A 12,658-nucleotide genomic window follows, 5' to 3' on the forward strand; every position below is an offset into this window, starting at 1 on the left:
CCGCGGCGAAGGGGACCACGGCCTTCACGGTGCCGCTGAACACGGCGGTCTGTTCGACCCTCCGGTCCCGCCAGGGGGTGCCGGGGAACCCCGGTCGCAGTAATCTGCGTCGACGCCTATGAGCGCGCGTGAGCGCGGCGACGGCCGCCGGGGGGCGGGCAGGGGCGGATGAGGGGGACGGCACACGATGGACGGAAACGACGGCTCCGGCAGACCGGCGTACGACCCGGCCAAGGGCTACGGCGGCACTCCCGCGAGCGGCGGCGGTACGGGCTACGGCGGCGGGGGCGGGGACGGGCTGTGGAGCGTGCCCGGGTACAGACACGAACGTGACCTCGGCGCGGGCGCGTCCGGCCGGGTCGTGCTGGCCACGCACATCGCCACGGGAACGGCGGTGGCGGTCAAGTACCTCGCGGGACCCCTCGGCGGCGACCCGCGCTTTCGCACCGCCTTCCGCGCCGAGGCGGAACTCCTCGGCGGCCTGCACTCGCCGTACATCGCGCGCTTCTACGAGTACGTGGAGGACGGCGGGAACGCCGCGATCGTGATGGAGCTGGTCGACGGCATCGCGCTGCACGCGCTGCTGCGGCAGGAGGGCGCGACCGATCCGGAACCGGCGCTCGCGGTGCTGAAGGGCTCGCTGCTCGGCCTGGCCGCCGCGCACGCGGCGGGGGTGGTGCACCGCGACTACAAGCCCGCGAACGTGCTGGTCACCACGGACGGCGTGTCCAAGCTGGTGGACTTCGGCGTCGCGGTGCGCAGCGGCGAGACGGGCGCGGTCGCGGGCACGCCGTCGTACATGGCGCCCGAGCAGTGGGCAGGCGGCCCCGCCACCCCGGCGACCGACGTGTACGCGGCCACCGCGACCTTCTACGAGTGCCTGACCGGCAGCAAGCCGTACTCCGGCTCGACGATGTTCGAACTGGCCGTGCAGCACGCCGAAGCGCCCATCCCCGACGAGCGGGTGCCGGAGCCGGTGCGCGGTCTGGTCACCCGCGGTCTGGGCAAGACCCCGCAGGAACGCCCGCAGAGCGCGGCCGAATTCGTCGCGGAACTCCAGGCGGTGGCGGGCGCCGCGTACGGCGAGGACTGGGAGGAGCGCGGGCAGCGCAAACTCGCCGCGCTCGTGGCCCTGTTGCCGCTGCTGCTGCCGTTCGGCGGCGGCAGCGCCGCCTCGGGGACGACGGCCTTCGCGCACACGCAGCTCGGGCAGGGGGCGGGCGTCGCCTCCGGCGCGGCCCCCGCGCCGACTCCGGGCGCGGCGGCACCGGGCGACGCCCTGGTCGCGCTGGAGCGGCACCGCCCGGTACGCCCGGCCCGCTTCGGGCGGCGCGCCAAACTGGTGGCGGGCGCGGTCGCGGCCGTCCTGATATCCACCGGGCTCGTCGTGACCGCGGTGGCCACCGGCGGCGACGGTCCCTCCGACGAGGTCACCGCCGCCTCGACCCCCTCGGCCCTGACCTCCCTGGTCTCCGGCCAGCCCGTCGCCCCCGCGACCGCCACCCCGGCGTCCGGTTCCCCGTCCGCGTCCCCCTCGGCATCGGGGTCCGCGTCCCCGTCCCCGTCCGCCTCGGACAGCGCCTCACCGAGCGGTACGACGACGACGGCGCCGGTCGATCCCCCGACGACATCGGCGCCGACATCGACGCCCCCCACCACGGCGCCCACGACGCCGCCGACGACACCGCCGACCACGACGACGCCACCCGCGCTGGTCGTGGACTCGGTCGCCATCGTGCGGTTCATCTGTAGCGCGGGCGCCGGGCACACGGCGGTCGCGGCGGTCACCGTGCAGGGCAACGGAGCCGACGACGGCACCTTGGTCCTCACCTGGGCGCACACCACGGCGTCGGGACTCGTGTCGGGAGCGGTCACCGAGTCGTACCCGATCCCCAAGGGCGAGACGTCCTCCACCCAGTCCTACACTCACGCGTTCGGCGTCAGCCGCTTCCCCGGCTGGACGCTCACCGTCTCCTCGACGCCCGCCGCGGGCAAGGGGAACGGCTCCTCACAGACGATCGACGCCTGCTGACCCGCACTTCGGCCCTCCGCCAAGGAACCCGCCCATGCCGCACGACCGTGACCGCGACCAGAGCCGTGACCCACGCCTGCACTTCAGCACCCGGCCGCAGGCCGCCCCCGCCCCCGCCCCCGCCCCCGCCGCGCCGGACGGCGGCACCTTCCGGCTCAGCGACCTCGGCTTCGGCGGCGCGCGCGATACGGACGGCGCGCGCGGTACGGACGGCGCGCGCGGTACAGGCGGCGCGCGCGTCGGGGGCGGCGCGGGCGGCACCGAGGAGCCGGACGGCGCGACCGTACTCGACCCCGACTCCTGGTCCAGCGAGGTCCCGGAGGCGGAGACCTTCGCGCCCGGGCTGCGCCGCTTCGGGCCCGGGGTGCCCGAAGGGCCCGAGCCGTCGGTCGGTACGGAGCGGACCGCCGCCGTGTGGCACGGCACCGTGCGGCCGGGGGAGCCGGTGCTGCCGCCCGAAGAGCCGCGCGGGAAACGGGCGTTGGGCGGCTGGCTGCTCGCGCTGCTGGTACTGCTCGGGGTGGTGGCGTATCTGCTGTGGCAGCACTGGCCGGGCTCGGTGAAGGTCGACGGCGTCAGCGTCCGCAACGACACCGCCGTCCAGGGCTGCCACAGTACGGCGAAGGTGGTGGGCACGCTGCGGACCAGCGGGGACGCGGGAACGGTGCGCTACCGGTGGCGGCGCAGCGACGGCACGCTGTCCGACGAGTTGCGGCAGCGGGTGGCGAAGGGGCGGCGCAGCACCGACGTCGTGCTGCTGTGGTCCTTCGACGGCCGCGGCACGCTCCAGGCGACCGCGACCCTCGAAGTGCTCTCCCCGCAGCGGCAGTCGGGGTCGTACACCTTCACCTACCGCTGCTCCTGAGGCCGTTGACGCGCGCGGTCAGCCGATCCGCGCCGCCCCGTACGGGAGCAGCCGCACCGGACCGACCAGGCCGTACGGCTGGCGCGGCGATCCGCCGTAGACGCCCGGATCGCTGACGCGCAGCCGGTTGCCGAGGGTGGTGGCGACCTCGACCTCGATGGTGTTGTCGCCCTGGCGCAGCCAACCGCCCAGGTCCACCACGGGGTTGATGTGGTCGACGGGGTCGAGGCGGTGGCCGTTGACCGTCACGCGGCAGGTGTCGTAGACGGTGCCGAGGTCGAGCAGCGCGCCGTGGCCGCCGGTCCAGGCGCGGCCGAGGCGGACGGTGGTGCGGTAGCGGCCGATGCCGGAGACGTCGGCGAGCGCGGGGATGTCGGGCCAGGCGGCGAGCGCGTCGAGGGTGAGCGCGCGGCGCACGACCCTCGTCTCGGTGGCGGTGGCGCCCGGCTGCCAGTCCTCGACGTCCAGCCGCCAGCCCGTGAGCTGGGTGGGCTGCGGCACGCCGGAGATCCGGCTGCGCACCGTGCGGCGGCCTTGGGACAGCTCGGTGACGTACTCGCCGTCGGCGGAGCCGCGTACGGTCAGCCGCCCGTCGGCGAAGAGCACGGTGTCCGCGGTGGTGGACACCGCGTGCGGGCCGCTGCCCGTGCGGTCGCCGAACAGGCCGGGCACGCCGAGCGCGACGACCATGGTCTCGCCGGGCTGGAGCGCGACGCGCAGCGTGACCGTGTCGCCGTTCTCGGTGTACGTGCCGATCCGCCGCACGCGTCCGGTCCACAGGTCCAGCAGGTACGGGACGTGGCGGGTGCTGCCCCGGCGCAGGGTCACCTCGTGGTCGACGGCGGCGACCGGCGGCTTGACCGTCTCGGCGTGCTTGCCGTTGCAGAAGTAGAAGTAGTCGACGCCGTCCGCGTACCGGTGGGCGTTGAGCAGCGTGGAACTGGTCGCGTACGAGACGAGCGGTGTCACGCCGAGGTCGGCGAGCGCGGCGCCCACCGCGGTCTTGTCGGTGATCTGCCGGACGCGCGGCTGGGCCAGCAACTGGGCCAGCACCGCGCGCAGTCGGGCGTCCTGCCCGCCGGTGTCCAGGCCGGGGACGGTCGCGGTGCTCCAGTCGCCGAGCAGCACGATCGGCAGCCCGGCCTTGGTGAACGCCAGGAATTTCTCGGCGACTTCGACCGGCAGCGTGCAGGTGGACCCGGCGAAGAAGTCGGCCTCCACGAACAGGGCGCGGTACGCGGGTCCGCCCGCCGCCAGCACCCCGTTGGTCACCCGCGCCGACGGCAGGCTCAGCAGCGGCTCGCTGATGAACTGGTGGTTCCAGCCCAGCGGTATGCCGGTCGAGGTGAACCAGGACGCGCCGATGCCGGTCGCGGTGTAGCCGGTCTGCCGGAAGATCGCCACGTCCTGGCGCGGCTTCCCCGCTTGCAGGACCTGGTGCACACGGGCCAAGTAGCCCGACATGTCGGTGATGTGACGCCACGTCGGATGCCGCGGTCCCCACGACTCCCCGTAGCCGACACCGCCGTGGTAAGGGGTGAAGGCCGCGTATCCCGGCCAGGCCACACCGGGCAGGGCCGCGTACGAGAAGCCGTGGATCACGGTCTGGTTGACCCCGGCCGCGTACGCGCCGCCCATCGTGCGCAGGAACTTCTGCCAGGTGGTGCTGTACGCGCCGCCGGTGTACGCGCCCGACTCGCAGGACAGAATGGTGCTGCCCGCCATGTCCCGCCCGCCGGCCAGGCACCGGTAGTCGTCCAGGTTCTTGAAGCCCAGCGACTCGCCCTCGGGGATGTCCAGGAGCGCGGCGGTCGCGATGGCGTCGGTCTGGAGCCCGTACGGCTGCGCGCGCAGCTTCAGTCCGAAGGTGCTCGCCCACTTCTTGATCGCGGTGACGTGGTGGGTGTTGTACAGCTCCGAGACCGTCTGCCAGAAGTCGTGGCGTACGCGGACGGTCAGCGCGGCGCCGTACGCGTAGACCTGGTTGCTCTTGTTGAGCAGCAGCGCGGGCAGGTACGGCAGCAGGTCGTAGCCGCGGCGGCGGGCGAATTCGGCGGGCAGCGCCGGGGTCCACAGCAGGGCGCGCGACTCCAGCTCGATGGAGTCCTCGAAGAGGGCGCCGCCCGCGCGGGCGATCAGCCGGCGCACCGGGCGGGTCAGCAGGTCCGACTCCCAGAAGTCGGTGATCGCGCGGGTGCCGGCGGGGCTGAAGTGGTCCACGACGTACGCGGTCGGCGCGGTGTGCGGCCCCGCCTCGGGGGTCTGGCCGGTGCCGCGCAGCCAGTGGGCGAAGAGCAGCCAGGACCCGCCGTCGTCGGGCGCGGTCCAGGTGACGGCGCCGTTGGTGACCGTGCGCGTGAGGTCCACCAGGGTGGCCGGGTCGAGGCCGGTCTCCTTGCGGGTGCTGTTGGCGGTGTCGACGCGGACCGCCTGCACGGCGAGCAGCGTGGCCTTCGCGGCGGCCGGGTCGGCGGCGACGACGGGGGCCGGGACGGGTCCCTCGTAACGGGCCCCGGCGGCCAACGCGGCGACACCGTAGGCGAGTTCCTGTACGGCGGCCGGGCTGTCCGGGGTGATCGTGGGGACGGCGGTCGGCCAGGCGGGGCCCGCGGTGAGGTCGACGGTCAGGCCGCGGCGGTCGGCCTGCTCCAGCGCGGCCTCCATCCCGGCGACCCAGCTCGCGCTGCCCCAGCCGTGGTGCGCGGTGTCCAGGACGGCCGGGTCGTCCACGCTGTGGTGGACCGCGGCGATCTCGACGCCGCCGAAACCGGCGTCCGCGATCTGGTCGATCTCGCGGCGGATCTCGGCGGGCTCGACCAGCCCGTCCGGCCACCACCAGCGGAATTTGGGCCGGACGGGGGCGGGCGGGGCGCTGAACCAGGAGGCGGAGCCGGGGGCGCCGGGTCGGCACGGTGCCGGGTGCGCGGAGGCGCTGCCCGCCGCTCTCGCCCCTTCGGCCGCGTGCGCGGTGCCGGTGGCCGCGCCCCACGTGAGGGCCGCGCCCGCGGCGGCTCCGGCCTGGAGGACGCGGCGGCGGGCGACACCGGTGTCCGGGCGGCTGTCGTCGGCGTGGCTGGCGTCGTCGGTCATGGTGCGCGTCTCCTCGTATGAAACGTTTTAAGTTCCGGGCGGACGCTATGGCCGAGAATTGTCAGACGTCAAGGGGGTGGACTTGTCAGATTCATTGAACAGATTCAATCGAGCGGGGAAATGCATGCCGCGGGGCCGAGGGCGGCACCCGTGGCGCGCGCCCGTCCGCCGCGCGCCCCGCCCCGCGCCCGGCGCCGTGTCCGCCCCGCGCCCGGCGCCGCGTCCGCCCCGCGCCCGGCGCCGTGTCACGCTCCGCCGTATGGAGGAAAGTTTCATCCGCACTCTGTTCTGCGGTGGTTACTTGGCATTAAGTTCCAACGACAGCTGCCCGCACGGAATTTGACGCTCTCCCTCACCCCCACCACGGGAGCACACATGTCGGTCCCTGAGCACTTCGCCATGCCCCGCGCCGCCCAGTCCCGCACCGCCCAGTCCCCCGCCGCCGAGTCCGGCACGGACGAGTCCCGCGCCGCCCTGTCCCGCCGCCGCTTCCTCGCCTCGGCCGCCGTGCTCGGCGCGAGCGCGGGAGCCGTGATCGTCGGCGCCGCGCCCGCCTCCGCCTCCGCCGCGCGGATCGTCCCCGAGCCCAACATGTTCGACACCACGGCGTGGGGCGCCCGCCCGCCGTCCTCCCCGGTCAGCCTGGCCGGGAACAACCCCAACAAGATCGTCGTGCACCACACCGCGTTCGCGAACACCGCCGACTCCGGCACGTCCGGCTCGTTCGCCATCGCGCACGAGATCCAGGACCTGCACATGGACACCAACGGCTGGATCGACACCGGCAACCACTTCACCATCAGCCGGACCGGCATCATCATGGAGGGCCGCCACCGCAGCCTGGAACGGCTGCTCGCGGGCAGCAACATGGTCGTCGGCGCCCACACCGTCGGCCAGAACACGCAGGGCATCGGCATCGAGAACAACGGCACGTACACCTCGGTCGCGCCGCCGTCGATCCTCTACGCCAGCCTCGTCAGCCTCTGCTCGTACATCTGCTACAAGTACGGCCTCGCGCCGACGCAGATCTTCGGGCACCGGGACTTCAACGTCACCGAGTGCCCCGGCGACAAGCTCTACGCGATGCTGCCGCAGCTCCGGTCGGACGTGGCGTCCCGGATGTAGCGGCGGGTCCGCCCGGTGCGGCGCCGGGCCCGCGCGGGTTCGGCGCCGCGCCGTGCGGACCTCCGGGTTCGGCGCCGCGCCAGGCCCGCGCGGACGCCAAGGAGGCCGCCGAGTCCCTCGACACCTGGCAGTCCGCCCACGCGTCCCGTATCGCGGCCCCGCTGTCGAGGCACGGCTGTCGAGGCACGGCTACGAGGACTGAGCCGGGCGCCAGCCCAGGGCCGGGCCCAGGGCGCCGGCGAGGTCGGTGAGGATCTGGACGTAGTCCTCGTGGGCGAAGGTGAAGGGCAGGGCGAAGGCGACCTCGTCGATCTCGCGGAAGGCGGCGTGGGCGTGGAGGCGTTCGGCGAGCTGGGCCGAGGGGCCGACGAAGTCGGGGGAGAAGAGCATGCGCGCCGGGCCCTGCGGAGCCGTGGTGCGCGGGAGGCGCTTGCGGGCGTACTCCTCGTAGCGGGCGCGCTGCGCGGGCGTGGCGCTGTCGGTGGGGATGACGACGAGGCCCTGCGAGACGCGGGCGCGGTCGCCGTCGGGGTGGTGGGCGCGGAAGGTCCTGATGTGGGAGAGCTGGATGTCGGCGAAGTCCGGCGCCGGGCCCGTCACCGCCGCCTCTGCCGCCTCGGCCTCCGCCGGATTCTCCGACTCCGCCGCCTTCTCCCGATACTCCGGCTCCTCCGCCTTGACGACGCTGCTCGTCAGGAAATTCATGCCGTTCTCGCCCGCCCACCGCGCCGACCGCAGGCTCGCGCCGCCGTACCAGAGACGGCCGCCGAGGCCGGGGGAGTGCGGCTGGACGCGGTCGGAGAAGACCTCGATGCCCTCGACGCCGCTGAAGTCGGTGGCGCGCTCGCCGCGTACGAAGTCCAGCAGCCGCCGGACGCGCGGGTAGCCGAAGTCCTCGGCGTCGGCGGTGTCCGGGTAGAGCGCGGGCCCGACCTGCTCGAAGTGCGTGGGCGGCCCGACGCTGACGCCGGGGTTGAGCCGTCCGCCGGACAGGATGTCGACCGTCGCCAGATCCTCGGCCAGCCGCAGCGGATTCTCCCAGCCCAGCGGGATGACGGCGGTGCCCAGCTCGATCCTGCGGGTGCGCTGGCTCGCCGCCGCCAGCACGGCGACCGGCGAGGAGATCCCGTACTGGAGGTGCCGGTGCCGCACCCACGCGCTGTCGAAGCCGAGCCGTTCGCCCAGCTCGATGATCTCCAGCGTCGACTCGTGCCCCCGCCGGGGATCGGCCTCGTCGAACAGCCCGATGGTCAGGAAGCCCAGCTTCCGCAACGGCTCGGATTCCAGCGGCACAGCACGCCTCCCACGTTTCCGTCCATACTCACGCCCGCCCGCCGCCCCCGCACTCCGTACCCACCGCGACCTGAGTACGAGCACGGATGATTCGGACACATCCGCGCGGCCACACTGGTCCAGGAGCGAAGATCACCTACGCGAGAGGCGGCAGCGCCGTGCAGACCAACCATCCCCGTCGGCCCCGGATTCCCGCCGGCCCCCGGCTCACCCTGATCGGACTGTCCCTCGCGGGCGTCGCCTTCATGGGGCTCGGCTCGGCGTGCAGCATGCAGGACGCGATGTGCTCGGGCGGGGAGTACCCGGTGGCGTCGGTCGGGCCCCCGGCGGGCGGCGGGGCCTGCGTGTCGGACAAGGAGGAGCCGCCGAAGGGCTTCGTGCGCTACCCGAAGGGCAAGGTCCCCCGGCACGTGGACGACAAGTGGGACAAGTACTGGCAGGAGCACTCCCTGGACGCCGAAGGCAACGAGGTGAAGTGAGGCCCCGCCGCGGGGGCGGGACCTCACAAGGCGTGCCGGGCCCGCGTACGGATCGGCGTACGCGGGTACGTAGCGGCTACTTCAGCGTCACCGTCGCCGACGCCGTCAGGCCGCCCGAGGCGACCGTCACCGTGACCGTCCCGCGCCGCAGCGCGGTGAGCGTGGCGGTCGTCGGGTCCAGGACCGCGAGGGTCCCGGGACGGCGCTTGGCGGCCTTGGCCTCGGAGGGCGAGTCGGTGACCAGGACGCCCGCGGACCCCGACCAGACCACCGTGGCGGGGTAGCGCAGCGGAAAGCGCAGTCCGAACTCGCTGGTGATGCCGGTGGCCGCCAGAGCGGCCGACGTGCCGACGGGCACGGGACCGTCCGCCGTCAGCTCGATCCCGTCGATGACCGGGCGGCTCTCGGCCCGCAGCCACTCGCGGGTCCGCGGGCTCGGCTGCCCGGCCCGGACGCGCGCGGGCCTGGGGTCGACGCCGACGTGCATCCAGCCGAAGAAGCCGCCCTGGTCGGGCGAGCTGTAGGGCGTCTTGCCCACGGCCGGGGTGGTGACCTCCAGGACGCCGTCGGTCCGCGTGACCGACGCGGTGTGCGCGTGGCCGGTGAAGAGCGCGACCGGCTTGCCGGAGGTCTCCCGGAAGTCGGCCAGCCACTTCTGGAGGAGCCCGGCCTCCAGTTGGTCGGCGAGCTGTGAGGCGCCCGCGCCCGAGGGGTCCCGCAAGGGGTGGTGGAAGGACAGCACGACACCGGTCACCGACCGGTCCCTGGCCGCCTTCGCCAACTCGGCCTGGAGCAGCGGCACTTGGTCCCAGTCCGAGGTCCGCATGTCGCCGGTGTGCGAGTCCAGCAGGATGAAACGGGTCCCCTTGTGGTCGAAGACCTGCCGGTTGGGGCGGCCGGTCACGGCGAGGAACGCGTCGAGGCCGCCGGTCGCGGACAGACCCGCCTCGTGGTTGCCGGGCGTCCAGTACACCGGCAGCCCGGCCGGTACGTGGTCGCGCAGCAGCCCGTTGGCGAGTGCGAAGTCCTCGGGGTTGTTGTTGTCCACGAAGTCGCCGTTGATCAGCAGGAAGTCCGGCCGGGTCGCGACGGCCTGGCCGAGCGCGGTCACCGCCTGCCGCCCGGAGAAGGAGTCGAGCCCGGCCGCCGCGCTGACGTGCAGGTCGGACAGGACCGCGAAGGTCCACCGCCGGTCCGGCAGTCCGCCCTGCTCGACGACGTACGGGTCGGGCTGCGGGGCCTGCGAGGTGTCCGGCTGCTGCCCGACCTGCGCGGCGAGCCCGTCGAAGTCGAGCCGCCCCGCGTTCTTGTTGGTCTGCGACGTCTCCGCGATGTAGATCCGCAGCAGCGTGACCGGCTCCGAGTACCCGGCGGGGAGGTCCCCGACGACCCGCCGCCACCCCGTCCAGTCCACGGTCAGCGCGAGCGTGAACGGCACATTGGTGGTGCCCTGCGAGTACATCATGCAGCGCAGCCAGTGGTTGTTGCCGTCGCCGTTGACCCACAGCGCGATCCGCTTCGTGCCCGTGGGCAGCGTGATCGGACCGCCGCCGGCCACCGCGTACGCCGCCGACGTACTCGTCTGCCCGGTGAAGTCGTACGTGAGCCGCAGCGCGTGGTTGTCGGCCGCCGCGCCCGGCCGGTCGGGGGCGGCGACGAAGGCGACCGACGCCGTGCCCCGCGCGGCCAGCGCCGTCCAGTTCTCGGCCGGCTCGAACTCGGCCAGCGACACGTCGACCAGGCCGACCGTCACCGGCAGCCGGGCCGTCACATCCCCCACGGTCGCCGTCAGGACGGTGGCCTTGCCGACCGCGCCCGTGTCACCGGTGATCCGTAGGCTGCCGTCGGGCTGCGCGGCCACCGTGATCAGGGCCTTGTCGTAGGCGAGTCGGACGTCACGCGGCGCGACGGGCGCGTCGAAACCGTCCGCGTCGTACCCGGTCAGGCTGACCGACGCGGTCGCGCCGGGGTCGATGGTGACGGCCCGCTCGGTGAACGCCAGCCGGTGCAGGTCGCCGAGGACCCGCAGTTCGTGCGCGCCGTCCGCGTCCCCGGTACGGGCGCGCAGCGTTCCCGCGCCGGGCTTCCTGGCGCGGAAGACGCCGTCGCGCGCGGTGCCGAGGGAGCCGGGGGAGGCCGACCACCGTACGGGGTCGCGGTGTTCGTCGATCGGCACCGGCGCCCACGTCTCGTCGTAGCCCGCCGCCGCGACGTCCACGGTCAGCCCCGGCACGACGCGGTCGGCGCGCGGGCGTACGTCGAGGCCGCGCAGCCGCCCCGAGCCCTTGCGGGCGGCGAAGAGGCCGACGCCGTTGGGCACGGGCCGCTCGCCGCCGTCCGAGGGGGTGTTGACGACTCCGGCCCCGGTGTCGCCGGGCCTGCGGGCGACGATCTCGGTGGAGCCGCCGCCGTCGAGCATGAACGCCTCGGTGGCGCCGAGCCGCACCAGCAGCTTGGCGGTGTCGTCGAAGCTGAGCCCGGCGGAGAAGTTGGCCGAGCCGTCGATCGCGACGAGCAGCAGGCGGTGGCCGCCGTCCAGCCACGCGATGGCGGTGCGCGGCTTGGCCGCGTCGTTGCCGGTGCTCGGCGGGAAGTCGATCGCCGTGCCGCCGCGCACCAGCACCTCGCCGCTGCCGAGCGCGGTGCGCAGCGCGACGGGCGCGTTCGTCCGCGGCGCGAAGTCGACGGTGACGGCGTCACCGGGCTTGGCGGCGGCCAGTTGGGCCGCCGCCGCGCCCCGGCCGAGCACGACGAGGCCGCCGTCCGGCACCGCGGTGTCGGTGAGTCGGGCGTTGACGGCGGTGATCTTCCCGCCCGCGACGACGAGTTCGGTGTACGGGCCCGCGTCCTGGATGAGCGTGCGGTGCCCGGCGCCCCACTCCGGGGTGTACGCGGCGACGCCGTCAGCGGGCACCGAGGGCGAGTTGAGGGCGGTGAGCGGCCGTCGCGTCCCGGCGACCGTGACCGTACCGGTGAGCACCAGGTCGGCCAGCCGGGCCACCCGGTCGGCGCCGATCGCCGCGACGGTCGCCGTCTTGTTCGTGCCCTTGCGGAGCGTGCCGTCCTGGATTTCCGGGCCCTCGGCCGCGAAGGTCTCGGTGATGTCGAAATAGTCGCCGTTGACGGCGGCCACGGCGTGCTGCGCGTTCGCCGCCTGGGCGAGCGGACGCGGATCGCTCACCTTGTCCGCGACGAGGTCCACGCCGACCGACGCGTTGCCGAGATCGGCGTTGAGCACATGGACCCGCGTCCAGCCGGTGCGGCCGAATGTGTCGAAGGAGGTGAGGACGATACCCGGCGCGACCGGGTAGTCCGCGCGGCCCGCCACGAGGGATTCCCCCGGAACGGCCAACTGGTAATTCGGCGGCTTGTATTCGGCGTAACCGGGGTATTTCGCCGATTCCGGCGGAGTGAACGCCGGTGCGCTCCCGGCCTGTCCCGATGTGCCCTGTCGGCTCGTTTGCGCGCTCGCGGTTCCGGCGGTCGCGGTGAGTCCGGCGGCGACGGCGCCGACGATGAGGCCGCGTCGCGTTATCCCCGAGGCGGCACTGGTTTGCTGATTCTCCATGGCGCATCACGCTATGGGTTTTTGCCGTCGATGAGATGAACGAAAACGTAGGTGAGGACATCGGGTTGCCGGTGCGCGGGAGGATTGCGCCCGAACGGCACCGTGGGCGGCGCCGCCTGCCGCACTTCACGTCGTTGAGGCGGGTGCGGAACGTCCGCATTTGGCGGGCACGTCGGGATATTGCCGCCCAGGAGGCGGCGCGGCTT

General features: G+C 73.8%; 7 protein-coding genes. 4 read left to right on the top strand and 3 right to left on the bottom strand.

Annotation, left to right across the window (positions count from 1 at the left end; translation table 11 throughout):
- Nucleotides 1-187 precede the first annotated feature (187 nt).
- Complete coding sequence (locus tag ABZX65_RS17215) at nt 188-2,032, top strand: serine/threonine-protein kinase (protein WP_355339825.1); 1,845 nt, start codon at nt 188-190, stop codon at nt 2,030-2,032.
- A gap of 34 nt (nt 2,033-2,066) precedes the next feature.
- Nucleotides 2,067-2,897: a hypothetical protein gene (locus tag ABZX65_RS17220; protein ID WP_355339828.1), complete on the top strand. Its 831-nt coding sequence runs from the start codon at nt 2,067-2,069 to the stop codon at nt 2,895-2,897.
- 18 nt (nt 2,898-2,915) lie between these two features.
- Here ABZX65_RS17220 and ABZX65_RS17225 read toward each other — a convergent pair whose 3' ends face one another.
- Nucleotides 2,916-5,987 (bottom strand): glycosyl hydrolase, encoded by a 3,072-nt coding sequence (locus tag ABZX65_RS17225; RefSeq protein ID WP_355339832.1) that lies wholly within the window; start codon nt 5,985-5,987, stop codon nt 2,916-2,918.
- A gap of 375 nt (nt 5,988-6,362) precedes the next feature.
- Here ABZX65_RS17225 and ABZX65_RS17230 point away from each other — a divergent pair, with 375 nt between their 5' ends.
- The gene (locus ABZX65_RS17230; protein WP_355339835.1) at nt 6,363-7,112 is read left to right on the top strand and encodes a peptidoglycan recognition family protein; all 750 of its coding nucleotides are present in this window, start codon (nt 6,363-6,365) and stop codon (nt 7,110-7,112) included.
- Between the two features lie 189 nt (nt 7,113-7,301).
- Here the strand turns inward: ABZX65_RS17230 and ABZX65_RS17235 are convergent, their stop codons facing one another.
- The gene (locus ABZX65_RS17235) at nt 7,302-8,405 is read right to left on the bottom strand and encodes an LLM class flavin-dependent oxidoreductase (RefSeq protein ID WP_355339838.1); all 1,104 of its coding nucleotides are present in this window, start codon (nt 8,403-8,405) and stop codon (nt 7,302-7,304) included.
- Nucleotides 8,406-8,650: 245 nt separating this feature from the next.
- Between ABZX65_RS17235 and ABZX65_RS17240 the strand changes: the two genes are divergently transcribed.
- A complete protein-coding gene (locus tag ABZX65_RS17240) occupies nt 8,651-8,884 on the top strand; it encodes a hypothetical protein (protein WP_355340145.1) in 234 nt (77 codons plus the stop codon).
- A gap of 76 nt (nt 8,885-8,960) precedes the next feature.
- On the opposite strand, the gene ABZX65_RS17245 is transcribed toward ABZX65_RS17240, so the two are convergent.
- A complete protein-coding gene (locus ABZX65_RS17245; protein ID WP_355339841.1) occupies nt 8,961-12,452 on the bottom strand; it encodes a phosphodiester glycosidase family protein in 3,492 nt (1,163 codons plus the stop codon).
- Nucleotides 12,453-12,658 lie beyond the last annotated feature (206 nt).

The organism is Streptomyces sp. NPDC003300, from assembly GCF_040610915.1.
Lineage (GTDB): Bacteria > Actinomycetota > Actinomycetes > Streptomycetales > Streptomycetaceae > Actinacidiphila.